The organism is Enterococcus sp. AZ103 (genome assembly GCF_051714685.1).
Classification (GTDB): Bacteria; Bacillota; Bacilli; order Lactobacillales; family Enterococcaceae; genus Enterococcus_A; species Enterococcus_A alishanensis.
In genome coordinates, this window is sequence record NZ_JBIOSI010000001.1 from 1,527,947 (window position 1) to 1,551,967 (window position 24,021).

Below are 24,021 nucleotides of genomic sequence, written 5' to 3' on the forward strand. Positions count from 1 at the left end.
TATAAGGAGGTTATTTATGAACCAAGCTGCAATTTATCATCGACCAGAGAGTGAGTTTGCTTACTTATATAAAAAAAATCTGATGCATATTCGGCTACAAACCGGCAAAGATGTTGCTGAGGTTTGTTTATTACATGGTGATCCCTATGAATTAGAAACGAAGAGATGGTTTAAAAAAAGTATTTCCCTAGATAAATGGTTAAGCACCGAGAGCCATGATTTTTGGCAAATTGAAGTGACTGCTCCTTATAAGCGACTAAGTTATGGATTTCTTGTTAAAGGCATTGATGGTTCGGAAATTCTGTATAACGATCAAGGGATTTTTTCGGTGGAGGAAAAATACTTGTTAGAAGGCAATATGTATTTTCGGATGCCTTATTTTCAGGAAATTGATCGCTTTAAAGCACCTGACTGGGTAAAAGAAACTGTTTGGTACCAAATCTTTCCTGAACGTTTTGCCAATGGTGACTTACAGAATGATCCTGTAGGAACCTTAAAATGGGGAAGTAAAGAACATCCTGATCGTACTGATTTTTATGGTGGCGATTTGCAAGGCGTGACTGATCATTTGGATTATTTAGTAGATTTAGGAATTAATGGGATTTATTTTTGCCCAATTTTTACGGCCCATTCTAATCACAAATATGATACGATTGATTATTTTCAGATTGATCCTGCCTTTGGTGATACGGAAACTTTTAAAGAATTGGTAGCTGCTTGTCATCAACGTGGGATTCGTGTGATGTTAGATGCCGTTTTTAATCATTTGGGGGATCAATCCCCACAATGGCAAGATGTTGTTAAAAATGGCGAGCATTCTCGCTATAAAGATTGGTTCATGATTGATTCCTTTCCAGTGAGCTATACAGAAACCAATGATTTTGAATTTGCTAGTGAGAAAAATTATGACACCTTTGCATTTACTCCCCATATGCCAAAATTAAATACGGCTAATCCTGAAGTCCAAGATTTTATTTTAGAAGTAGCAAGTTATTGGATCAAAGAATTTGAAATTGATGCTTGGCGTTTAGATGTCGCCAATGAAGTGGATCATCATTTGTGGAAAAAATTTCATGAGGTTTGTTTTAATTTGAATCCGGATTTTTATTTATTAGGCGAAATCTGGCATAGCGCTCAAAGCTGGCTGCAGGGAGATGAATTCACCGGAGTGATGAATTATGCTTTCACAGATGCAATCATTGGCTATTTTTTAGATAAAAAAATTTCTTTGACGCAGATGGTCAGCAAACTTAATCGGCAATTGACCATGTATCGTAAACAGACGAGTCAAATGATGATGAACGTTTTGGATAGCCATGATACACCAAGAATTTTAACAGTTGCCAATGGTGATAAAGCTTTAATGCGCCAAGCCGAAGCATTTACTTATTTACAAACTGGTTCGCCTTGTCTGTATTATGGTGACGAAATTGCTATGACAGGAGAAATGGACCCTGATTGTCGCAAATGTATGGTTTGGGAAAAAGAAAAGCAAGATTTCGCGATGTTGGCTTTTTTTAAAGAGCTGATTATTTTTAGAAAAAAATATGCAACTTTATTGAGTGAAGGTAGTATAGTATGGGAAAAAATTGATAAAGTATCAGGTGAGCTGATATTAGTACGAGAGTTTGCAGGAGTGGAGCTGCAAGCAGTTTTCAATACAGGTGAAAATGAATTGACACATCAATTTTCAGGTGAGGTATTATTACAGCAGCTGACGAAGAAATCAAAAGATTGTTTATCAATTGCGGCAAAAGGGTTTGTCATTTATCAAAAGGAGAGTTAAATGAACTTCCAACAGCTAAGAGCATTTTTATTTGAAGATAATGCGATTGAAGTAGCACAAAAACTGGATGGTCATAACATCAATGATCAAAATTTACCCTTTGACCAAGTCGATGTCCCTAAAATGCCGGGAGAACATTTTTTTAGAGAAGGGAATATTTTTATTAATAAACATCATCGTTATTCAGAGATGCCGGCCCATACCCATGAATTTGTGGAATTTAATTATATGTTTTCCGGAAGTTGTACCCAATATGTTGATGATAAAGAAATATTTCTCCAAGAAGGTGAGTTGATTTTACTTGATCGAGAAACCATTCAGCGAATTGATCCCTTAGCAAAAAATGATATTCTTATCAATATCTTGTTAAGAGAAGAATCTATCACAACTGATGTGGTGGCGAATATGGTAAAGTCCAACGGCCTTGTTAACGAGTTTTTATTAAATGCTTCTCGTTCTGGAAGTAATCACAATAATTTTATCCACTTTCATTGCGGTGATAACCAAGATGTTCAACAGTTATTACATAAAATGGTTTTGGAGTACTATAATAAAGAAAACTATTATATGCGTGGGATTAATTTAATCTTGTCTTTATTGTTGATTGAACTGACGCGAGACTTAGAAAAGGAAAATCGACAGCAATCTCAGGGAAATCAAGAGTTGATTAACATTTTGCAATACATCGATAGTAATTATAAAACATTGACACTGGATTCTTTAGCTAGCCAGTTTGGTTATAATTCAAATTATTTAAGTAACAAATTAAAAAAGGAAACTGGACGCTCCTTCCAAGGTTTGATTAATTCTTTGCGCTATAAGGCAGCGTTAGAATTGATGGAGGAAACGGATAAAAATTTTGAAGAGATTTCTTATGAGATTGGCTTTGAGACAGTTCCTTCCTTGTATAAACTATTTGCAAAATTTAGTGATTTGACGCCAAAAGAGTTACGTGAAAGTATTTTGAAAAAATGAAAAAATAATTGTAAACAACAAAGTCAGAGAAATTTCTCTGGCTTTTTTTTGTTGTTAATCTGTGAATTGGATAATTAAATTCTGTTTTTTTGCTATGTTGCCTTTTTGTAAAGGCGCTTACAATACAAATATAGAAAAACGGAAAGCGTTTAACTTATAAAGGAGTGTTCATAGTGAGTAAAGAAAATAATTCAAATTCAGCTTTGGTGAAAGAATATTCACCACTAGCAACAGCAGCCGGTATCGGTTCAATGTTAGGTTCAGGATGTATTGTTGGTTTGTCTGCCACAATTCCTGTCTGGCAACAAGGTTTAAATTTAACAACGGGGCAAGTTGGTTTAATTTCTGGGGGGTTAACTTTTGCGATTGCCTTTGGTTCATTGTTTACTGGACAAATTTCCAAAATCTTCGGTTTGATTCGTTCATTTAATTGGTTGAACTTATTTTATGCCATTGGTGCAGCTATCTGTCTTTTGGCAAATAGTTTTCCGATGTTATTAGTTGGTGTCATCGTGATGGGTTTTGCCTCAGGTGCAGACTTACCTATTAGTTTAACTGTTGTTTCTCATGATGCACCTGATGAACGAACTTCAGCGCAGTTAGTTTCATCAACCCAAATTTTTTGGCAGGTCGGGGTATTTATTTCTTATATTTGTTCGTTTTTATTATCAGGTATTTCCGGAGTCTTAGGTGCTAGAATAGTTTTTGCAATTTTATTTGCATTCTCAGTTTTTGCTTGGTTATGGCGACTACTTTCTCCTAAATTTAGAAAATTCCACGAAGCAGGTACAGCTCGTCAAGCAGCTAAAAAACAAGCGACAGGTACAAGCAGCGATGTTTCTTTTAAAACAATTTTATTTGGTCAAAACAAAAATAAATATCTTGGTTTCTTTGCGGCTATTTTAATTTTCTATGTATGCTGGAATTTACTAGCAAACACTTGGGGACAGTTCCAAACTTATGCTTTAACTAATGCTGGTGCTTCTCAAACGCAAGCAACTGGATTAGGGATTGTTTTAAATCTTGTTTCTTTAGCAACGACGATTGCTTTTACTTCTGTTGCCGGTGGAAAATATCGTAACAAAGCTTTCTTCATCGGTGCCTTTGTTCAATTTGCAGCTATGATGGGTATGGCTTTAATCGGTGGTGGCGCAGGATTTATTGCTTTTTATAATTTTGGTAATCCTTTGGCTGGCGAAGCTATTTATAAAGTTTGGACGCAAGAATCTTTTCCTTCTGAGGCACGAGCTTCATTGCAAGGGTTTATTAATGGTTTTTCACGGATGTGTTGTGGCTTGTTTGCCTTTGTAACTCCTTACTTAGTGGCACCAGGTAGAATTCAAACTTCAATGTTTGGTTTTGCGGGGATTGTACTAATTGCAACTATTGCAGGGGTGATTATGATGCATTTACAAAAGAAACACAAAATTAATGATGATACGACAGATATGACTGTTGGTAAACAAGTAGCTTAAAAATTGGAGGAGATCACATGGCTTTTACATTTCAAATCAATGACGACGTAAATTGGAATCATGATGAAAAATTACTAAAAAAAGCAGAAGAAAATCTACCGGAAATTATTGAAACAACTGTCGTTCCGGTGGCAATTGCGGATGTAGTAGCAGATCAAAAGGGTGCGAATGGATACGTTGCAAAAATTAGTGACAAAAATATTACGAAATTAGCAGATTATACTCTGGGACGAGACGAAAGTATCGTCTTAGACTTAGGTGATCATTACGTTGGCCATTTTACGTTGGACATTAACTCGGTGGGTTCACCAATGGATGCACCTTTATATTTACAGTTAAAATTTGCTGAAGTTCCTGCCGAAATCGCTGCAAAATCTAGTGATTACGATGGTTGGCTGTCAAAGTCTTGGATTCAAGAAGAATACATTCACTTAGATGTTTTGCCAGCTACTTTAAGTTTGCCACGCCGTTATAGCTGTCGTTATATCGAATTAAAAGTGATCGATACTTCACCAAAATGGAAAGCTAGTTTTTCTCAACCGGTATTTACTGCTGAAAGTAGTGTTTCCATGAATCAAGTAGCACCCTATGAGATTGATGATCCAGAACTAAAAGATATTTACAATGTGTCAGTTAAAACACTTTTAGATTGTATGCAAACTGTTTTTGAAGATGGACCAAAGCGTGACCGTCGCCTATGGATTGGTGATTTGCGTCTGCAAGCTTTAGCCAACTATGCAACTTTTGGTGATTTAGCTTTAACAAAACGTTGCTTGTATTTATTCGGGGGGATGACAACAGAAGAAGGAAAAGTTCCGGCTAATGTGTTTACAGCACCAGAATTAATTCCTGATGACACATTCTTATTTGAATATAGTATCTTTTTCGCCGCAATTCTAGCTGATTATTATTATGAAACTAAAGATTTAGAAGTTTTAAAAGATTTATATCCGATGGCAAAAAAACAGATGGATTTAGCGATGGAATTAGTCGATGACGATGGCAGGCTAAATCTTTTAGAGGAATGGCCAGCATTTATTGATTGGTCTAATGAATTTGAAAAAGCCACTGCTGGTCAAGGAACGATGATTTATGCCTTACGTCGCTTTATTAATATCGCTAAAGTGATGGAAGAAACAGCAATTGAAACATATGAAAGAGTTTTAGCAGACATGATTCATTTCTCTCAAGAAGTTCTTTTTGATACGAAAGAGCAACAATTTATTGTTGAGAAAAATCATGAAATAAATGTTGCTAGTCAAGTCTGGATGGTTTTAGCGGAAGTTTTTGATCAAGAAAAAAATCGTGAAATTATGACAACCATCGTAGCTACTCAATTTCCAATCACTGGAATTGCTACACCTTATATGTACCATCATGTGGTGGAAGCATTATTTTTAGCTGGTTTAAAGGAAGAAGCAATAAGACTAATGAAAAATTACTGGGGCAAAATGATTGATCTAGGTGCAGATACTTTCTGGGAAGCATTTAAACCAGAAGAACCAGATTTTTCACCGTATGGTAGTCCGATTATGAGTAGTTATTGCCATGCATGGAGCTGTACACCAGCATATTTAATCAAGAAATACCTTTAGAAAAGAGGAAGAAACATGGAATCAGCAAACATGAGAAAGGTAGAAAAGCCCATCTCAAAATGGCGTCAAAGAATTGGTTATGGTGTTTCAGATTTTGCTTGTAATTTAATTTGGCAGATGATTTCTTTGTACTTACTATTTTTTTACACAGATATTATGGCTTTGAGCGCTGCATCAGTCAGTCTAATGTTTTTACTTACTCGTTTTTTCGATGGTGTTACTGATTTGTTGGTAGGCTATTTAATTGATCATACCCATACCAGATGGGGGAAATCGCGACCATATTTTTTATTTGGCGCGATTCCCTTTGCTCTGTTTGCTTATCTGTGTTTTAATGTACCCGGCTTTTCTAATAATGGAAAATTAATTTATGCTTACATCACGTATTTTGGCCTATCTCTTTCTTACACGATTGTGAATGTGCCAATGGCTTCAATTTTGCCAAGTTTAACAAATGATACCGATGAACGAACTGCCTTGTCTACGACGCGGAAATTCTTCGCCTTTTTAGGTGCAACAGTTGTAAGTGCCACCGCTTTAAGTCTGGTAAATTATTTTGGTAAAGGTAATCAGAAAACCGGTTTTAAAATTTTAATGATTATCTTTGGTTTGATTAGTTGCTTGTTATTCTTCTTTACCTTTTTTAATACTAGAGAGCTACCAACTAAAAGTGCCAGTGTTTCATTGAAAAAAGTAGCGAGTTCTTTAGCACAAAACCGTCCATGGAAAATTTTTGCTGTCAATATTTTATTTATGTGGACTGGCTTTTTCATGCAGACAGCTGCGTTAGTTTATTATTATACGGTAGTGGTGGGGAGCCAAGCGCTATCGGTTACGGTGGCAACCATTATGTCAGTGGTACCGATGGTGGCAAATTTTTTAGTTCCAAGTCTAGCGAGACGCTTAGGTAAAAGAAACTTGTATGTGATTTCTGCTATTATCCAAGGCTTAGGGATTGTGTTTATTTTATTTGCCCAAGCAAATCATCCTTTTATTATAGTTGGTGCGGCCATTTCAGCTGTGGGTTATGGCATGAAAGAAAGTATTTATTTTTCTATGCAGGCAGATCCAGTCGATTATGGTGAGTGGAAAACAGGCGTGAATGTTTCAGGTTCGTTATCAGCCATTAATGGTTTTTTAGGAAAAGTTGCGCAAGCGATTTCAGGTGGGGTTGCTGGTATGTTACTAGCTTGGGGGAATTACCAGCCCGGTGGTGCCAGTCAAAGTGGCAAAGCTATTTTTGCCATTCAATTAATGTATGGGTATTTACCATTGGTTTTAATTGTGCTGTCAGTTGTAACCATGCTATTTTATAATCTAGATAAGATGTATCCACAAATCAAAGCTGAATTAAAATCAAGAGAATAAAGAAAAGCCGTTGAGATCTTTCTCAACGGCTTATTCTATGATTTGGTTACGTTTGGTAATTCCTTGAGTAAGAATGTTTTTATAATCCGTTTGATGTTCTTTCACGTAAGCTTTTAAATATTTTTGCTTTGCTTGACTATAGCTGCCATTAATTTCTAGTACATTTAAATCCTTATCAACAATAACTTTACCGGAATACTTAGCGGAAGTGTCGTTGTCTTTTGCGATGGTTAATTCGATATCTTTATCATTATTAATCTGAGCTACTAAATGTTCTGTATCATTGCGAACCACTATGTCTAAATTTGTATAGGAAATAGGAAATAGGAAAATCAAAAATACTAATCGGAGAAACGGAGGTAAAGAAAATTAATTCATTCTCTTCTTTGGAATAATTCGATAGCCTTCTACCTGGAAGATCATCGATTACTAATTGCCAATTATACTTATCCAAATTTTCTTTATATCGATTCTCATCTACCCGCAACTTCAAATTCAAACCCATATACACTAAGATTAAAAACGTCAGTACCTCTAAAATAATTTTGTAAACCTTGTTCATCTTGATTTTCTTCGAGACATTCTTTGCCATTTCTTTGTCCTCCCTTAATAATTGGTCAAGAGAGATACCAAATAAATCGCTGATGGCTACAATTGTCACCAGGTCGGGATAATTACGACCAACTTCCCAACTGGAAACAGCTGAGCGTGAGACGTTTAAAAGTTCAGCTAAATGCTCTTGCGTCCATTCTTTTTGCAAGCGTTGCTGTTTTATTTTTTCACCGATATTCACTGATATCACCTCCTAGTTTTATTATTAAGTTTGACCGAAAAAAAAGGTAGCTGGGATTTGTATCATAGGTAAAAAAACCTATGACACGTATCGTATCATGCTGATTTAATAGGCTTTTTAAATCTAGTCTTATTATCGCAATTTTTGAAACCAACGTCTAGTCTCAAAAAAATCCCACTAAAATTTTAATGGGAGAAAATTAGATGCGTGTTTTTTTAATGGTTTGTCGGATGCGTTTACGAGCCAAATTATTTTGAGCACCATTAGATACTGAATAGAGCATAAATAAAGTATCGATTAAAGTAAATTGAGATTGCATCGCTGACATCGCTTCTGAACGATAAGCTGTTTCTTCAGCCAAAGCAATCAAAGCAACTTCAGAAACTTTAGCTAAAGGTGATCCGGCATAACTCGTTAAACAAATGATCGGCACTTGATTTTCTTGCAAAATTTCACACAGTCGCAAAATTTCTTGGTTTCGTCCAGTATGGGAAATAACCACTGCACAATCTTCCTTGGTTAATTTGGTCGCCAACATTAATTGTAAGTGATAATCACTTTGACATTCCGCTTCCAAGTTTGTTCGCATAAATTTATGGTAAGCATCTAGAGCAATTATCTGTGAACCGCCAATGCCGAAGAAACCTGTCTTATTGGCCTCGGTTAATAAATTTATGGCCGTTTCTAAAGTAGTTTCATCTAAGAAATTTGCTGTATCCTTTAGAGAAGCAATATTTGCTGCAAAAACCTTTTGAGCTAAGGTTAATAAGTCATCGTTTTGGTTTAAGTCACTAAAGAATTCATCAGCGTTTGTTTCTGATGGAATATTCAAAGCGATTTTTAGTTCTTGAAAAGATTGATATCCTAAACGTTTAGCAAAACGGGAGAGTGTCGCTGTGGAAACTTGAATTGTTTGACTTAATTCTTTAATGGTTAACTGGGCAGCTGAATCACGTTGCTCCAATAAATAATCAGCTATTTTTTTTTCAGTGGGACTTAAATCTTGAGAAAAACTATTGATAACTTGTCGAATATCTTTTGCCATAAATTGTTCTCCTTAATAATTTCAAATTTATTGTAGCACAATTGAAACCGTTTTTGTAAATTATTTACAACTTATCGGTTGTAAAATGTAAAAAAATATCATAAAATGAAACCGTAAACAAAACGGAGGTTTTTTAATAATGGAAATTGGCATGATTGGTTTAGGAAAAATGGGTTTGAATTTAGTAAATAATTTATTGGCGCACGAAATTGCAGTAACGGTTTTTGATTTAAATTCAGCATTGGTAGATGAAGCTGAAAAAATAGGTGGTAAGGGAATCGGTTCACTAAAGGAATTTACTCGTTTAGATTCTCCCAGAATTGTTTGGTCGATGGTGCCAGCTGGTGCTCCCACTGATGAAACGGTTAAAGCATTAGGTAACATTTTATCTGCTGGTGATATTGTCATTGACGGCGGTAATTCTCATTATGGAGAGTCGATTCGACACTATCAAGAGTTAAAAGAAAAAGGGATTCACTTTTTTGATGTAGGTACTTCAGGCGGTATGAATGGTGCAAGAAATGGTGGGAATTTCATGATTGGTGGTGATCGTGAAACTTTTTCAATGATCGAACCAATTTTTAAGGCAATTGCTGAGGAAAATGGCTATCTTTATACTGGTGAAGCGGGCAGCGGTCATTATTTGAAAATGGTTCATAATGGGATTGAATATGGCATGATGCAAGCAATTGGTGAAGGCTTTGATTTATTGGAGCACAGTCCTTTTAATTATGATAATCAAGCCGTCGCAAAAGTTTGGAATAATGGGTCAGTTATTCGCAGTTGGTTAATGGAATTAGCTGAAGAAGCTTTTGCCGCTGACCCTCATTTGGATCAATTGAAAGGAACCATGTATTCTTCTGGCGAAGGGAAATGGACGGTTGAAGAAAGTTTAGAACGTCAAGTACCGATGCCTGTGACTACGTTAGCTTTACAAATGCGTTATCGTTCATTGGAAGAAGATACTTTTACTGGAAAAGTTGTGGCATCATTGCGAAATGGTTTTGGCGGACACACAGTCAATAAATAAGGAGAATAGCAGATGGAATATATTATTGGAGCGGATATTGGAACAACTAGTACCAAAGCAGTCTTATACGATCAAAAAGGCAATGTTTTAGAGTATGCCAATGTTGGTTACCCATTGTATCAAGATGAGCCGGACATGGCTGAACAAGATGTCGAAGAAATTTTTGAAGCGGTGGTCGATGCGATAACACAAGTCGTGCGTAAATCTGATGTTGCAGCCAAGGATATTCGTGGTGTCTCATTTTCTTCAGCGATGCATAGCTTGATTTTATTAAACCAAGAGATGGAACCTATCACACGTTCAATAACTTGGGCGGATAATAGAGCGGCAAAATATAGTGAAGAACTCAAAACAAATGGCTTAGGTCAAAAAATTTATGAAAAAACTGGTACGCCGATTCATCCAATGGCACCATTATCTAAGTTAATTTGGTTAAAAACTGAAAAGCCAGAACTTTTTAATCAGACTCGTTATTTCATTGGTATTAAGGAATATGTATTATATAAATTTTTTGGCGAATTAAAAATGGATCAAAGTATCGCTTCTGCAACTGGTTTGTTTAATATTTTTGATTTAACTTGGGACAAATTAGCTTTAGAGACAGTAGAAATTACGGAGGATTTATTACCAGAAGTAGTTGCCACTGATTATCAATTCCAAGGCATTAGAAAATCTTATGCTGAAGTAATGGGTTTGCCAGAAGATATTAAATTTGTGATTGGTGCCAGCGATGGCGTGTTATCAAATTTAGGCGTGAATGCGGTCGATGAAGGGGTCTTGGCGTTAACAATTGGTACTAGTGGCGCTATCAGAACAGTGGTTGATCAGCCTGTAACAGATCCAAAAGGTCGACTATTTTGTTACGTGTTAAGTGAGGGTAAATATGTTTTGGGTGGTCCAGTCAATAATGGTGGGATTGTTTTCCGCTGGGTACGGGATCAATTATTTGCACCAGAAAAAGAAACTGCTGCCCAAATGAAAATTGATAGCTATGATATTTTAACTGAGATGGCCAGTACAATTCCAGCTGGCTCAGATGGGTTGATTTTCTTACCTTATTTAGGTGGAGAACGGGCACCTTTATGGGATGCAAATGCACGAGGAACTTATTTTGGTTTAAATCGTAATCATACAAGAGCACACATGCTGCGGGCAGCTTTAGAAGGCATTGTTTTTAATTTATATACTGTTTTATTAGCACTAGAAGAAGTTTCTGGTTCACCAAAATCAATTCAAGCAACAGGCGGTTTTGCCAGATCAGCTTTATGGCGCCAGATGCTGGCTGATATTTTTGAGACTGATGTGACAATTCCAGAAAGTTTCGAAAGCTCTTGTCTAGGTGCTGCAGTTTTAGGAATGGTTTCACTTGGTATGGCGAAAGATCTAACTGTGGTAAAAGAGATGATTGGTGTAACTAATGCTCATCATCCAAATGAAAAAAATTACACAGCTTATCGTGACTTATTGCCAATCTTTATTCGCTTAAGTCGTCAGTTAAGTAGCGAGTATAAAGCCATTGCGGATTATCAGCGAACACATTAGGAGGAGTTAATTATGGAATTATTCATTGTAGTCATTGGTGTGGCCATTTTACTTTTCTTAATTGCAAAAGTAAAATTGAATACATTTGTTTCTCTTGTGATTGTCTCTTTTATCGTCGCCATTTTATTAGGAATGCCTTTGGGGGAAATTCCAGCTGCGATTGAAGAAGGAATTGGTTCACAACTGGGTCATCTAGCACTAGTTTTTGGTTTTGGTGCCATGTTAGGACGTTTAGTGGCTGACGCTGGTGGCGCTTTTCGAATTGCAAATACTTTAATCGAAAAATTTGGGCGTAAGAAAATTCAAGTTGCGGTTGTTTTGGCGTCGTTCATTATTGGTATCGCTTTATTTTTTGAAGTTGGTTTAGTTTTATTATTACCAATTATTTTTGCTATTGCAGCTGAATTGGGCTTATCTATGATGTACTTAGGACTATCAATGGTGGCGGCTTTATCTGTGACCCATGGTTTTTTACCACCACATCCAGCACCCACAGCGATTGCGGGAATTTATGGTGCCAATATTGGGATGGTTTTACTCTATGGATTAATTTTAGCAGTGCCCACAGTTTTGATAGCGGGCCCTTTATATACTAAATTTGCCCAAAAAATAGTTCCTTCGGCGTTTAAACAATCAGGAAATTTATCAGCCGTTGGTGATTTTAAAGAATTCAAACTAGAAGAAACACCTAGCTTTTTAGCAAGTACGGTGACCTCTTTATTTCCGGTTATTTTAATGGCCGTATCAACTTTATATAATATGATTTTACATGGCGGAAAAACGCCCACTCATCCAAGTATGTTAGACAGTATAATTAATTTTATTGGTTCACCGGGAGTCGCAATGCTGATTTCTTTATTAGTAGCAATTTACACGATGGGAATTAGACGAAAGATTCCTATGAAGATATTGATGGGTTCGATGGAACAAGCGGTTAAACAAATTGCGATGATGTTATTAATTATTGGTGGCGGTGGTGCCTTCAAGCAAGTTTTAATTGAAGGTGGTGTTGGTGATTATGTAGCTAATTTATTTGCCGGCAGCAGTTTGTCGCCATTAATTTTAGCTTGGCTAATCGCTGTTGTTTTACGCTTAGCCTTAGGCTCGGCGACAGTTGCTGCATTGACAGCCGCAGGCTTGGCTGCACCGTTGATGGCAGCGACCGGAACGGATCCGGCTTTGATGGTTATTGCGACAGGTGCCGGCAGTGTCTTTTTCTCCCATGTGAATGATGCAGGTTTTTGGATGTTTAAAGAATATTTTGACTTGTCAATCAAAGAAACGGTCTTAACTTGGTCAGTAGTAGAAACATTAATCGCCGTAGTTGGGTTAGTCGGTGCCTTGATCTTAAATATATTTGTTTAATAAATTTATAGTTGACAATCAATATTTTAAAGTTTATGATTATAAAAAATTAAATATAGATAACTAAACGCAGAGAAAAAGAAAGTAAAATCATGTGGAATTTCTAACAGAGAGTCTCGGAAGCTGAAAAGAGATGAAAGAAAACAGATTTGAAAATGGCTTTTGAGCGGGTACTTCGAAAAAATTTTTTAGAGGTACACGGATATTCCCGTTACAAGAATCCCATTATCACACAGATTGTGTCGTATTGGAGCAGAGGTAAAAGCAGATGCTTTTATAAAAATAAGGTGGTACCATGTAGTCCATACATCCTTAGGAGAGTTTATACTCTTCTGAGGATTTTTTTTTACCTCGAATTTAGTTATCGAAATGGAGGAAATTATTATGTGTAAAGTAAATCGTTATGAAATCGTGGGAAGTTTTTTAAGACCGGAAGTATTAAAAGAAGCGCGAGCAGCATTTGAAGCAAAAGAGATTACGCAAAATGAATTGACTGAAGTAGAAAATACTGAAATAAAAAAATTAGTTGAAAAACAAAAAGCAGCAGATTTAAATGTTTTCAGTGATGGCGAGTTTCGCCGAAGTTATTGGCACCTAGATTTTTTCTGGGGTTTAAATGGTGTTGAGCATAATGTGAGAGATCAAGGCTATTTATTTCAAGGAGAAGAAACACGGGCCGATTCTGCTCGCTTAGATGGGAAGATTGCTTTTAACCCTGAACATCCAGTTTTTGAAGAATTTTCTTTTCTAACGGAATTGGTACCGGCTGAAAAAATCCGTCACAGTATTCCAGCACCAGCACAGCTTCATTCAGAATTGGTTCGAGGTGATAATGCCGATAAAATCGCTGAATTTTATGACGAGGAAGAAGATTTATATCAAGATATTGCCAAAGCTTATCGTGAAACCATTCTTCATCTATATGAATTAGGTGCTCGCCAAATTAAGTTAGATGATTGCACCTGGGGCATGATCGCTGACGAAAATTATTCGAAAACTAAATATGCAGAAGGTTTTGATTTAGAGGCCTTGAAAAAATTGTATGTTCGCTTAAATAATGACGCGATTGTCGATTTACCAGAAGATTTAAGCATTACAACTCATGTCTGTCGTGGAAATTATCATTCGACTTGGGCAGCTTCTGGTGGTTACGAAGCAGTTGGTGAAACTTTATTCGGTCAAGAAAATGCTGATGCTTTCTTTTTAGAATATGATGATGATCGCTCAGGAGATTTTGCACCGTTACGCAATTTACCAGCAGATAAGAAAGTTGTTTTAGGACTAATTACTAGTAAAAATGGTCAATTAGAAGATAAACAGACGATTATTGATCGAATTAAAGAAGCTAGCCAATATGTTTCATTAGACCGTATTAGTTTAAGCCCTCAATGTGGTTTTGCTTCGACAGAAGAAGGCAATATTTTAACTGAAGAAGATCAATGGAAGAAATTGCAACTGGTTAAAGAAATTACTGAGGAAATTTGGGGCTAAAGATTTAAAAAAGGAGGAATGGACAATGACAGATAAATTTGAAACGATTCAGTTACATGGCGGACAAACGGTTGATGCGGACACAGGAAGTCGGGCAGTACCCATTTATCAAACAACATCCTATGTTTTTGAAGATGCTGATCAAGCAGCAGCTCGTTTTGCTTTAACCGATGCCGGTAATATTTATACCCGAATTACAAATCCAACCAATGATGTATTGGAACAACGATTAGCATTATTGGAAGGTGGCGTAGGAGCGTTAGTTACGGCCTCTGGTTCGGCGGCGATTACTTATGCGATACAAAATCTCGCTGTAGCTGGCGATCATATTGTTTCAGCAGCGAGTATTTATGGTGGCACATATAATTTATTTGCACATACGTTGCCGGAATTTGGGATTGAAACGACCTTTGTTGATTCAGATGATCCACAAAATTTTGCAGAAGCGATTAAAGAGAATACTAAAGCTATCTTTGTGGAATCATTAGGAAATCCAGATATTACGATTGTTGAACTAGATAAAATTGCTGAAATTGCCCATACCGCAGGAATTCCTGTGATTGTTGATAATACTTTTGCGACAGCCTATTTATTTAAACCGTTTGAATTTGGTGCCGATATTGTCGTGTATTCGACTACAAAATATATTGGTGGTCATGGGGCGGCTCTTGGTGGTGCTATTATTGATTCCGGGAATTTTGATTGGACCAATGGTAAATTTCCTCGTTTAGTTGAGCCTGATCAAAGCTATCACGGGATTTCTTGGGTGGAAGCAGCTGGTAAAGCGGCGTTTATTACACGAGCAAGAACAATTTTACTGCGAGATACTGGAGCGGCTGCTTCTCCATTTAATTCTTGGGTGATTTTATTAGGACTTGAGACCTTATCATTACGTTTAGAACGTCATGTGGAAAATGCGCAGAAGGTTGCGGAGTATCTAGAAAATCATCCGAAAGTGGATTGGGTCAATTATCCAGGGCTGAAAAGCAGTAAATATTATGACTTAGGACAAAAATACTTTCCTAAAGGTGCTAGCGCTATCTTTACTTTTGGCGTATCGGGTGGTAGCGATGCTGGGAAAAAATTGATTAATCAAACCAAGTTGTTCTCTTTATTAGCCAATGTTGGCGATGCAAAATCCTTGATCATTCATCCAGCTTCAACCACTCATTCACAATTAAATGAAGAACAATTAGTCGAAGCTGGCATTAAACCAGAAACGATTCGGCTGTCGATTGGTTTAGAAAATATTGCTGATTTGATTGCTGATTTAGACCAAGCATTGCAAGGGATTTAAGGCGATGCCAGTGAAAATTTTAGCTGGTTTGCCAGTCAAAAAAATGTTGGCCGCCGAAGGTATTTTTACGATGGACAAGGAGCGGGCAAGCAAACAGGACATCCGCCCTTTGAAATTCGCGATTGTGAATCTGATGCCAAAAAAAATCGAAACTGAATTACAATTACTTCGTTTAATTTCTCAAAGTCCATTGCAAATTGAAGTAGACTTTGTTCAGATGGCTTCCCACCAAGCAAAAAATATTAGTGCCAGTTATCTGGAAACTTTTTATCTAACTTTTCCAGAAATGAAAGAAAATTATTATGACGGCTTGATTATTACTGGTGCACCAGTGGAAAAACTGCCTTTTGAAGCGGTGGATTATTGGCAGGAGTTAGAAGAAATCATGGCGTGGAGCCAGAGTCATGTTACTAGTAATTTGCATATTTGCTGGGGTGCGCAGGCGGGATTGTATCACCATTACCAAGTGGAGAAAACTAATTATCAGGAAAAAGTTTTCGGAATTTTTGAAAATCAAATTCAAGAAGATGACCGTTTGATTCGTGGGTTTAGTGACTGTTTTTTTAGTCCGCAATCCCGGTATACCGGTGTAAATGCTACACAAATTGCAGAACAACCATTAAAAATTGTGGCCAATCACCCAGAATTAGGACCGTTGATTCTGGTTTCAGAAGACCGTAACAATGTTTTTGTGTTAGGTCATTTGGAATATGATACCGACACTTTAGAACAAGAATATTTGCGGGATAAAGCAAAAGGTTTGGCTACTAGAGCGCCAGTGAATTATTATCAAACAGGAAATGAAATAAAAAACTCTTGGCGTTCGGAAGCGTGTTTGTTTTATCATAATTGGGTCAACGAAGTTTATCAACGTACCCCTTATGAATGGGTATAAAAAAACTGGAGATAAAAATCTCCAGTTTTTTGCTGTTTTAATGGGTTACATATTCAGGATCTAATTCTGGTGCTTTACCAAGTTTAGCTTGAATCATCCAAACTTTCTTTTCAATATCGGTTTTGTTAGCGATGAAGATATCTTGGGTTGAATCGTCGCCTTCATCACCAGAAATTTCGATACCTTTTTGATAAAGGTCAGCTAAATAACGATAGCCTTTAACTAAAATTTCCATTCTTTCAGGAATTGTGCGACTGAAAGTACCTTTTTCATCAGGAATACCAGTGTTTTCAGCGAATTCTTTCAAGGTTGAGTAAGGAGCACCATCTAAGGTAATTAAACGTTCAGAAATGACATCAAGTTGGTCGTTAATTTCATCCATATAGTCATCCATTAATGGGTGCAAAGTCAAAAACTCAGGTCCACGCATATACCAATGGGTTTGGTGAATCACGACAGAAAATTGACTCAAGTCAGCAACTAATTGATTTAATACTTCTTTTGTTTTTTCATATTTCATATTGAATTCCTCCTTATAACTATTACAATTAATATTAAACCATATTCAGCAGAATAGTTGAAATTAAACGCCTTAAATGAGAAAGATAATCATTAATTGAAAATGAAAATAGGAGTTGATATTTATTTTTCTTCTTGCGGCTGTCCCTTTTTAGAAAAAAAGTCTAAAAAGTATATTTAGACTTTCTCTTTAAAAAGAATCAACTCATTAATTAGCACTTTCAGTTTGAGGGAAAGCTCCTGAATCAACCAAAGCTTTTACAAAACCAGGAACAGTTTCTGAACGATTCCAATCCCGTTGTAATTCACAGGCCAATTGTGCGATTGAAGTTAATTGCGCACCAGCTTGTTCGACACGACGTAGAGCAGTTTCATGGGCTAAAGGAGAAGTACCACCAACAGCGTCAACAACTGGGAAAACTTCATAACCTTCTCTTAAAGCATCTAACGTTGGGAAAGTTAAACAAGCTTCTGTCCATAAAGCTAAAATAATTATTTTTTTGCGGCCAGTTGCTTTAATTGCTTCATTAAATTCTTTGTCTTCCCAAGCGTTAATGGAAGTTCGATCATAAGATGGTACATCTTCACCAATCATTTTTTTCAAAACAGGAACAGTATCTTGATTGCGACCAGTTTTTACGTTAACTGTTGATAAAACAATAGGAATATTATAGGTATTCGCTAATTCAATCACGACTTCGGCATTTTTAACCAATTGAGAATTGTTCATGGAGTTGATTGAATTTACTTGCGTTGGTTGATAGTCGATAACGGCTAAAACCATATCATCTGGGGACATTAAGTGATCTTCAATTCTTTTTGCATAACTTGTCATAATAAACACTCCTTTTCTTGAAATGAATTGTACGCCTAAAAAAATAAATAGAGAAACAATTAGTTTTACCAACTTATATTTTTAACAAAACTCTTTTTATCTTTAAATTGACGAGTAAATTGTATGCTAATTAAATATTTTCTATTTAATATAATAATAAAGTGAAAATTAAAAATTCGTTCCGTGGGTTGTTCTCGACTAAAAAATATGTCAAAATGGTTTTGCAATGTTTTAACAAGACAAGGGGTATCAATCATGAAAGAAGCATTAATTATTTTGCTACTGCTAGGCTTTATTGGTTTTTTGTTTAAAGATGGCGAAAAAACTTTTTATAAAGAACGGAAAGCTGGCAAAGGTGTCATGGTATCGGCATTATCAAGTATTCGTGTCGGCTGGTTGCATCTATTTTAAAAACGTTTGTATCCCTCAGTATATTCAATTGAGGGATATTTTTTAGGTTATAATCAACAAAATAGAAAGCGCTTAAAAAAGGAGTACCATAACATGTTAAAAATTATCGTTGGAATGATTCTGTTATTCATCATCGTGGATTTTTTAGTTGCCTATAAGCTATTTAAAATTGCTTTTGTAAATACAACTAATCGTAGCCAAGCCATGTCAGCCGAACACAATGTGATTCCTACAGCTGATGAAGAAGCAGAAAAGTTCTTACAAAATACTAAAGAAAAATGGTTAAATGAAACTATCGAAAAAAAGGTTTATATCAATAGTCATGACGGTCTGAAATTAGTTGGTTTCCAGTATCTTACAGAGTCTTTATCAAATCGTTGGGCTATTTTGATTCATGGGTTTGACAGTCAACATCAAGAAATGTTTGACAAGGCACCCTTTTTCCAAACTTTAGGATTTAATTTATTATTGCCAGATGCGCGGGCCCATGGGGAAAGTGATGGAAAATACATTGGTTTTGGTTGGCCGGAAAGAGAAGATATCAAGCAATGGATTGATTTTATTCTTAGTCAAGATGCTGATGCTGAAATTATTTTGTATGGCGTCTCGATGGGGGGCGCAACTGCTATGATGACTGCTGGTGAAAAATTACCGAAGCAAGTCGTGGCCGTAATTGAAGACTGCGGTTATTCTTCGGTTGCTGAAGAATTGGCCTATCAATTAAAACAGTTATTCAATCTGCCAGCCTTTCCACTGATTCCAACAGTTTCAATCATTAATTATTTTCATCAAGGTTGGTGGCTAAGAGAGGCTAGTTCAACGAAACAATTAGCAAAAACACGCCTGCCAGTTTTATTTATTCATGGGACTGAAGATCGTTTCGTTCCTTTTGAAATGATGCAAGAAAATTATTTGGCAACGCCCACTGCCAAAAGAGTATTGACTGTTGAAGGCGCACAACATGCAAAGGCAGGAGTAACGGCTGGTTCTGTATACTGGGAGACAGTAAAAGAGTTTTTAACTGAAAATACAGATATGAAGAATCTTGACTGATGAATGTGTTAAGCTTAACGTATAAAAAAGATTGGAGCTGGTTAAATGATCGCTCATAAAAGGGATGTTCTCCGTGTAGTTTAGGTAAATAAAAATTACATGGAGGAATTTAAAATGAAGAATATTTACGATAACGAAGAATTTTTTTAAAAGTATAGTCAGATGGATCGCAGTAAAAAAGGGTTAGCGGGTGCAGGTGAGTGGCAGACATTAGAAAAATTGTTGCCCAATTTTCAAGATAAGTCAGTTTTGGATCTAGGTTGTGGCTATGGTTGGCACTGTATTTATGCTGCAGAACATGGTGCTAAAAAAGTTCACGGTGTGGATTTATCAGAAAAAATGATTGCTGTGGCACGAGAAAAAAATCATTTCCAGCAAGTCACTTATCAACAAGCGGATATTGCGACAGTTGATTTTCCAGAAAATAATTTTGACATCGTCATGAGTTCATTAGCCTTTCATTATTTGCCTGATTTTTCCACCATTGCGAGAAGAGTGCATAGCTATCTGAAACCTGATGGTATTTTTGTTTTTTCTGTAGAGCATCCGATTTTTACAGCTGCAGGTAGTCAAGATTGGTACTATAATGAAAATGGAGAAATTTTACATTTTCCAGTAGATAATTATTTTTATGAAGGTGAACGTAAAGCCCATTTCTTAAATAGCCAAGTGGTGAAATATCATAAAACCCTAACAACTTATCTGGATGGCTTATTGCAAAATGGTTTTATGATTGAACGCATTGTAGAACCGACGCCGGCTGAAAATTTATTAGATTCACCAGGGATGAAGGACGAATTTCGTCGCCCAATGATGTTAATCGTTAGAAGTAAAAATCAAATTTAAAGTCGAGCCTGTTACAAATTAGTTTTGTGACAGGCTTTTTGATTTGTTGTCTTATAAAAATATATTGAATATCTGGTTTAATTTTTTTCTCAATGTTTAATAGATAGTTGATTATACAAAATTTGAATATCAGCATGAAAACCACCTGCCAACTTAAAATTAAGCATTGTATCCATTATTGCTTCGTAAATTGTTTGAAAAGCGGGAAAAACTCAGACCAGTATTTTCTTTGATTATCCGCTGGACCTCAACAGAGCTTATTCCTAAAGCTTGACTAACCTGAACTACTGATAGTTTTTTGGAATAGTTTTGTTGTAAGTAATTAAGAACTAAACCAGCTAAGGTCTTATTTTTTTGAATAGTTTGCGCATTTTTTTGGTTCCTGTCATAAAGATAAACACAGTAAGTTAGCAAAGCAATAACCAGATTTTGATTATTTGTAGGATTAGCATGTTGTAATTCTTGACAATAAAACATTAACAAGACCTGATTTTGTGCGGGAATTTGAGTAATCGGTAACGGTTGGTCCAAATGCTTTAAGTCATCAAAGAAAGTATGTCCTTCTGTTGAAGCAACCAATAATAACCGTAAAGGAAAACGCATTTGGTAGTATAGTAAATTTTCTTGCTGATTTACGATAAAGCGATGAGCTTGATTAGGTAAAACCGCGATTAAGTTTCCTTTCTCCAACTCAACATAGTGTTGACCAAACTGAAATTTGGCTGAACCATCAATCATAAAATAAAAAATGAAATCCTTTTGGATCAGGTAGTCACTAGATTGATTCATAGAATATTTTCGTAAAACTAGTCTGTCACTAGAGAAATCCTTTCTTAAATAATCAAGACTTGTATATGGAAAATGCTCAGTCATTAAGATGCCTCCTTTGTGCTGGTGACTCATGATAATAGCTTTGATAATTTCGAGCAAAGGTATGATAATCGACAAAACCCACGAGTTCACCAATTTTTTCCGCTGATAAGTCTAAAGAAATCAATAAAGTATGGGCCATTTGTAAACGAAAAATTGTCAATAAAGCCTTAAAAGATAAGCCAAAATATTTTTGTAATGTTTGATTGATTTTTTCCTTTGAATAATTGGTTGCAGCAACTAAGTCCTTCAACAATAAAGGATGCTGACAGTTTTCTAACATATAACTGACAATTTCCCAAGCATCTAAAGAATCAATTGATTGATTTTTGTGATTGAGCTGACTGCGATAAGCCTGAGGTGTCATTTGCTGAACCAGTTTGAATTGTTTATAAAAATTGGCTTCATTTTGATAACCACAAATTTTAGCAATTTGATTAATCGATAAATCAGAAAATTGCAGTAATCCACTGGCGTTTCTGATTCGAACTTGGTTTAAAATTTGTCCAAAAGTAAAGCTAGTCAATTTCTTAATGCTGGCTTTTACTTTCTCTGGAGAAATCGAAAACTCTTGAGCAACTTTTTCAGGTGTTAATGATTCTTGATGGAAAAATTGAAGATATTGAATCAACTGCCAAGTAAGTTGAAAGTCAGGCATTTTCTCAGTGGGCTGACTGGTGAATAAGTGACTAATATAGGAAACCAGAGAGAGATTTAATAAGCGTAAAGTGGAATCTTCAGATTGGGCGTCAGCGATATGGCTTTCTAGTAAGAGTTTTATATGCTGTTGCTGCGTACTGGACAATTGAATATAGGGAACGTTGTGCTGCAATTTTTTTAAAACAGCTAAGTAATTTTCTTTATTTGTAGCAGTTAATAAAAATAGACCTAAGGAAAAATAAATTCGATAGACAGTAACTGTTGAACTGAGTAATTGAATGTTACGGACGTGGTAAGGCATTAATTGTAAAAGACAGCCTGCATGTATTTGAAAAGGCTCTTCATTAATAGAAATAGTAAAGGAACCTTCAATCACCAATAAAAGTTCAACTTCATCGGTAAAATAATTGTTTTGATCTTCTCGCCAAGTTTCTAAAGTAATGGATAATTGGCTGGGATCAAAATGCTGTGAAAAATAATTAACCATAAAAAAACTCCTAAGTTAGTGGATAGCTTTTTTTTGAACAGTTTTTGTTAATCGATTTTATTATACTATAAATAAAGATATGTGAAAAAATATACAAAAGGAGTGGTTTATAATGTCAAAAGTTTTTATTTTAGGCGGTACCGGCTTTTTAGGTTATTACACAACGAAGGAATTACTGCGACGCGGTTATCAAGTGAAAACCATCGCGTTGCCACCACTACCAACGGATGATCTATTGCCTAAAGAGGTTGAATATACTTTAGGAAATATCAACGAACTAAATGACCAAGACATTATTCAATTATTGTCTGACTGCGAAGGATTCATTTATGCTGCAGGTGCTGATGAACGGGTAACACCAGAAAAACCAGCGATGAAATTTTTCTATGAAGCCAATGTGCTACCAACACAGCGATTGGCTCGACTAGCAAAACTTGCTGGTGTTAAAAAGTTTGTGGTCTTTAACTCTTATTTTGCTGAATTTGCTGAACGTTTGCCGGAATTTCATCTGCGGGATCAGGCTTATCCTAATACACGTTTGTTACAAGAACAGGTTGCTTTTGCTGAAGGCGAAGGTGAAATGACTGTTAGCTCATTACGTCTGCCATATATTTTCGGCACAATGCCAGGACGGATGCCTCTTTGGAAAATGTTTGTTGACCAAGCGAAAAATCAACCAGTTTTTCCAGCAGCTCTTGGCGGGACAGCAATGGTAACTGTTGAACAAGTTGCAGAAGCAGCAGTTGGTGCATTAGAAAATGGCAAGCATCGTGGGACTTATGCGATCTCAGCTTTAAATATGAAATATCAAACCTTCTATCAAATGATTGTTGAAGCATTAGGTCAAACAGAAACTACTCAAGTTCCTGTCCTTTCTTATCAAGAATTAGGACCTGCTTATGAAGAAATTGATCGTCAGGCAGATGCTGAAGGAGTAGAACATGGTATTCACATGGCAGTCAGCTTAAAATTACAAATGGAAGATTTATATTTAAATCCGAACGATACAATGCCACTATTAGGTATCAAAGAGCATGATGTTCTAGCATCAATCAAAGAAACTTTAGCAAAATGTGTGGCTGCTGAATAGATTATTTATTTTAAAGAGGAAGAAACTTTTTTATCGAAGTTTCTTCCTCTTTTTTTCATGTTTAGATTTTTTCCTCAAACAATCTTCACAGAGGTAAATAATTTAATAATCTTAAAAATAAAAAAAAGGACAAAATAGCTGTTTTAAGTTTGAGTTAAGCTAGTAATTGATAATGAAAGACAGAGAAGGGATGTGAGTTGATGCAATTACCACTTCAACCAAATCAACGGCAATTTATTCAATTTAGTTTAGTTGGATTTTTGAATACAGTTTTAACCTGGATAATTTATTGGTGCCTGATTTTAATTATTCCGGCAACGTTGGCAATTGCCTTTGGTTATCTTGTAACATCAGTCATTGGTTTTATTTTAAATCAGAAAAAAGTTTTTAAAAGTACCTCGACAGCAAAAAATACCTATTGGAAGTATTATTTATTGTATGGAGCGACATTGCTATTAAGCATGGGATTAACTTATGTGTGGACTACTAGTTTCCAATTGTCTCAACTAACAGCACCAATATTTACAGTGGCCTTTACTCTGCCAATTAATTTTTTATTTAGCAAGTTTTGGGTATTTAAGAGGAGTCGATGA

At 36.0% G+C, this 24,021-nt stretch carries 23 protein-coding genes and 1 other annotated feature; of the genes, 16 read left to right on the forward strand and 7 right to left on the reverse strand.

Going from position 1 to position 24,021, the window contains the following annotated elements:
- The first annotated feature begins 16 nt into the window (after window positions 1–16).
- The 5 genes from ID741_RS07730 to ID741_RS07750 all read left to right on the forward strand — a co-directional run bounded on the left by ID741_RS07730 (window position 17) and on the right by ID741_RS07750 (window position 7,199).
- Window positions 17–1,786 carry a glycoside hydrolase family 13 protein gene (locus ID741_RS07730; RefSeq protein WP_438719616.1) on the forward strand — a complete coding sequence of 590 codons (1,770 nt, stop codon included), beginning with the start codon at window positions 17–19 and terminating at the stop codon, window positions 1,784–1,786.
- Entirely contained in the window at window positions 1,787–2,761 is a 975-nt protein-coding gene (locus ID741_RS07735; protein ID WP_218326879.1) for an AraC family transcriptional regulator, read from the forward strand. It abuts the gene before it with no gap.
- Window positions 2,762–2,934: 173 nt separating this feature from the next.
- Window positions 2,935–4,236: an MFS transporter gene (locus ID741_RS07740; protein WP_438719617.1), complete on the forward strand. Its 1,302-nt coding sequence runs from the start codon at window positions 2,935–2,937 to the stop codon at window positions 4,234–4,236.
- 17 nt (window positions 4,237–4,253) lie between these two features.
- Window positions 4,254–5,831 (forward strand): alpha-L-rhamnosidase-related protein, encoded by a 1,578-nt coding sequence (locus ID741_RS07745; RefSeq protein WP_438719618.1) that lies wholly within the window; start codon window positions 4,254–4,256, stop codon window positions 5,829–5,831.
- 15 nt (window positions 5,832–5,846) lie between these two features.
- Complete coding sequence (locus tag ID741_RS07750) at window positions 5,847–7,199, forward strand: MFS transporter (protein WP_438719619.1); 1,353 nt, start codon at window positions 5,847–5,849, stop codon at window positions 7,197–7,199.
- 30 nt (window positions 7,200–7,229) lie between these two features.
- Here ID741_RS07750 and ID741_RS07755 read toward each other — a convergent pair whose 3' ends face one another.
- The 3 genes from ID741_RS07755 to ID741_RS07765 form a co-directional block, all read right to left on the reverse strand.
- Window positions 7,230–7,493, reverse strand: coding sequence for a hypothetical protein (locus ID741_RS07755; protein ID WP_438719620.1), 264 nt, complete (start codon window positions 7,491–7,493; stop codon window positions 7,230–7,232).
- Window positions 7,480–7,992, reverse strand: coding sequence for a helix-turn-helix domain-containing protein (locus tag ID741_RS07760; RefSeq protein ID WP_438719621.1), 513 nt, complete (start codon window positions 7,990–7,992; stop codon window positions 7,480–7,482). The genes ID741_RS07755 and ID741_RS07760 overlap by 14 nt, the downstream gene beginning before the upstream one ends.
- A gap of 199 nt (window positions 7,993–8,191) precedes the next feature.
- Window positions 8,192–9,037 (reverse strand): MurR/RpiR family transcriptional regulator, encoded by an 846-nt coding sequence (locus ID741_RS07765; protein WP_438719622.1) that lies wholly within the window; start codon window positions 9,035–9,037, stop codon window positions 8,192–8,194.
- A 139-nt stretch (window positions 9,038–9,176) separates the two neighbouring features.
- Between ID741_RS07765 and gnd the strand changes: the two genes are divergently transcribed.
- From gnd to ID741_RS07795, 6 genes are all read left to right on the forward strand, one after another.
- Window positions 9,177–10,067 (forward strand): phosphogluconate dehydrogenase (NAD(+)-dependent, decarboxylating), encoded by an 891-nt coding sequence (gene gnd, locus ID741_RS07770; RefSeq protein ID WP_438719623.1) that lies wholly within the window; start codon window positions 9,177–9,179, stop codon window positions 10,065–10,067.
- Between the two features lie 12 nt (window positions 10,068–10,079).
- Window positions 10,080–11,609: a gluconokinase gene (gene gntK / locus ID741_RS07775; RefSeq protein WP_438719624.1), complete on the forward strand. Its 1,530-nt coding sequence runs from the start codon at window positions 10,080–10,082 to the stop codon at window positions 11,607–11,609.
- Window positions 11,610–11,621: 12 nt separating this feature from the next.
- A complete protein-coding gene (locus ID741_RS07780) occupies window positions 11,622–12,974 on the forward strand; it encodes a gluconate:H+ symporter (RefSeq protein ID WP_438719625.1) in 1,353 nt (450 codons plus the stop codon).
- Window positions 12,975–13,037: 63 nt separating this feature from the next.
- Window positions 13,038–13,291: a binding site (T-box leader), on the forward strand.
- Window positions 13,292–13,358: 67 nt separating this feature from the next.
- The gene (locus ID741_RS07785) at window positions 13,359–14,465 is read left to right on the forward strand and encodes a 5-methyltetrahydropteroyltriglutamate--homocysteine S-methyltransferase (RefSeq protein WP_438719626.1); all 1,107 of its coding nucleotides are present in this window, start codon (window positions 13,359–13,361) and stop codon (window positions 14,463–14,465) included.
- A gap of 25 nt (window positions 14,466–14,490) precedes the next feature.
- Window positions 14,491–15,762, forward strand: coding sequence for an O-acetylhomoserine aminocarboxypropyltransferase/cysteine synthase family protein (locus tag ID741_RS07790; protein WP_438719627.1), 1,272 nt, complete (start codon window positions 14,491–14,493; stop codon window positions 15,760–15,762).
- 4 nt (window positions 15,763–15,766) lie between these two features.
- Window positions 15,767–16,657, forward strand: coding sequence for a homoserine O-succinyltransferase (locus ID741_RS07795; protein WP_438719628.1), 891 nt, complete (start codon window positions 15,767–15,769; stop codon window positions 16,655–16,657).
- 37 nt (window positions 16,658–16,694) lie between these two features.
- Here the strand turns inward: ID741_RS07795 and ID741_RS07800 are convergent, their stop codons facing one another.
- Together ID741_RS07800 and ID741_RS07805 are read right to left on the reverse strand one after the other, a co-directional pair.
- Complete coding sequence (locus ID741_RS07800) at window positions 16,695–17,177, reverse strand: Dps family protein (RefSeq protein ID WP_218326867.1); 483 nt, start codon at window positions 17,175–17,177, stop codon at window positions 16,695–16,697.
- Window positions 17,178–17,384: 207 nt separating this feature from the next.
- A complete protein-coding gene (locus ID741_RS07805) occupies window positions 17,385–18,011 on the reverse strand; it encodes an isochorismatase family protein (RefSeq protein ID WP_438719629.1) in 627 nt (208 codons plus the stop codon).
- A 255-nt stretch (window positions 18,012–18,266) separates the two neighbouring features.
- On the opposite strand from ID741_RS07805, the gene ID741_RS07810 reads away from it, so the two are divergent.
- The 3 genes from ID741_RS07810 (at window position 18,267) to ID741_RS07820 (ending at window position 20,321) form a co-directional block, all read left to right on the forward strand.
- A complete protein-coding gene (locus ID741_RS07810) occupies window positions 18,267–18,422 on the forward strand; it encodes a hypothetical protein (RefSeq protein WP_438719630.1) in 156 nt (51 codons plus the stop codon).
- Between the two features lie 93 nt (window positions 18,423–18,515).
- The gene (locus ID741_RS07815; protein ID WP_438719631.1) at window positions 18,516–19,475 is read left to right on the forward strand and encodes an alpha/beta hydrolase; all 960 of its coding nucleotides are present in this window, start codon (window positions 18,516–18,518) and stop codon (window positions 19,473–19,475) included.
- A gap of 162 nt (window positions 19,476–19,637) precedes the next feature.
- The gene (locus ID741_RS07820) at window positions 19,638–20,321 is read left to right on the forward strand and encodes a class I SAM-dependent methyltransferase (protein WP_438719632.1); all 684 of its coding nucleotides are present in this window, start codon (window positions 19,638–19,640) and stop codon (window positions 20,319–20,321) included.
- A 159-nt stretch (window positions 20,322–20,480) separates the two neighbouring features.
- On the opposite strand, the gene ID741_RS07825 is transcribed toward ID741_RS07820, so the two are convergent.
- Complete coding sequence (locus ID741_RS07825) at window positions 20,481–21,194, reverse strand: AraC family ligand binding domain-containing protein (protein WP_438719633.1); 714 nt, start codon at window positions 21,192–21,194, stop codon at window positions 20,481–20,483.
- On the reverse strand, window positions 21,187–22,338 hold the full coding sequence (locus ID741_RS07830; RefSeq protein ID WP_438719634.1) for an AraC family transcriptional regulator: 1,152 nt from the start codon (window positions 22,336–22,338) through the stop codon (window positions 21,187–21,189). Before ID741_RS07830 ends, ID741_RS07825 begins: the two co-directional genes overlap by 8 nt.
- 112 nt (window positions 22,339–22,450) lie before the next feature.
- On the opposite strand from ID741_RS07830, the gene ID741_RS07835 reads away from it, so the two are divergent.
- Window positions 22,451–23,428, forward strand: coding sequence for an NAD-dependent epimerase/dehydratase family protein (locus tag ID741_RS07835; RefSeq protein WP_218326861.1), 978 nt, complete (start codon window positions 22,451–22,453; stop codon window positions 23,426–23,428).
- A 200-nt stretch (window positions 23,429–23,628) separates the two neighbouring features.
- Entirely contained in the window at window positions 23,629–24,021 is a 393-nt protein-coding gene (locus ID741_RS07840; protein ID WP_246601526.1) for a GtrA family protein, read from the forward strand.

Coding starts and splice junctions, on each gene's coding strand:
- ID741_RS07730 (WP_438719616.1), top strand. CDS start 17: ATGAACCAAGCTGCAATTTATCATCGACCAGAGAGTGAGTTTGCTTAC.
- ID741_RS07735 (WP_218326879.1), top strand. CDS start 1,787: ATGAACTTCCAACAGCTAAGAGCATTTTTATTTGAAGATAATGCGATT.
- ID741_RS07745 (WP_438719618.1), top strand. CDS start 4,254: ATGGCTTTTACATTTCAAATCAATGACGACGTAAATTGGAATCATGAT.
- ID741_RS07750 (WP_438719619.1), top strand. CDS start 5,847: ATGGAATCAGCAAACATGAGAAAGGTAGAAAAGCCCATCTCAAAATGG.
- ID741_RS07765 (WP_438719622.1), bottom strand. CDS start 9,037: ATGGCAAAAGATATTCGACAAGTTATCAATAGTTTTTCTCAAGATTTA.
- gnd (WP_438719623.1), top strand. CDS start 9,177: ATGGAAATTGGCATGATTGGTTTAGGAAAAATGGGTTTGAATTTAGTA.
- gntK (WP_438719624.1), top strand. CDS start 10,080: ATGGAATATATTATTGGAGCGGATATTGGAACAACTAGTACCAAAGCA.
- ID741_RS07780 (WP_438719625.1), top strand. CDS start 11,622: ATGGAATTATTCATTGTAGTCATTGGTGTGGCCATTTTACTTTTCTTA.
- ID741_RS07785 (WP_438719626.1), top strand. CDS start 13,359: ATGTGTAAAGTAAATCGTTATGAAATCGTGGGAAGTTTTTTAAGACCG.
- ID741_RS07790 (WP_438719627.1), top strand. CDS start 14,491: ATGACAGATAAATTTGAAACGATTCAGTTACATGGCGGACAAACGGTT.
- ID741_RS07795 (WP_438719628.1), top strand. CDS start 15,767: ATGCCAGTGAAAATTTTAGCTGGTTTGCCAGTCAAAAAAATGTTGGCC.
- ID741_RS07800 (WP_218326867.1), bottom strand. CDS start 17,177: ATGAAATATGAAAAAACAAAAGAAGTATTAAATCAATTAGTTGCTGAC.
- ID741_RS07805 (WP_438719629.1), bottom strand. CDS start 18,011: ATGACAAGTTATGCAAAAAGAATTGAAGATCACTTAATGTCCCCAGAT.
- ID741_RS07810 (WP_438719630.1), top strand. CDS start 18,267: ATGAAAGAAGCATTAATTATTTTGCTACTGCTAGGCTTTATTGGTTTT.
- ID741_RS07815 (WP_438719631.1), top strand. CDS start 18,516: ATGTTAAAAATTATCGTTGGAATGATTCTGTTATTCATCATCGTGGAT.
- ID741_RS07820 (WP_438719632.1), top strand. CDS start 19,638: ATGGATCGCAGTAAAAAAGGGTTAGCGGGTGCAGGTGAGTGGCAGACA.
- ID741_RS07825 (WP_438719633.1), bottom strand. CDS start 21,194: ATGACTGAGCATTTTCCATATACAAGTCTTGATTATTTAAGAAAGGAT.
- ID741_RS07830 (WP_438719634.1), bottom strand. CDS start 22,338: ATGGTTAATTATTTTTCACAGCATTTTGATCCCAGCCAATTATCCATT.
- ID741_RS07835 (WP_218326861.1), top strand. CDS start 22,451: ATGTCAAAAGTTTTTATTTTAGGCGGTACCGGCTTTTTAGGTTATTAC.
- ID741_RS07840 (WP_246601526.1), top strand. CDS start 23,629: ATGCAATTACCACTTCAACCAAATCAACGGCAATTTATTCAATTTAGT.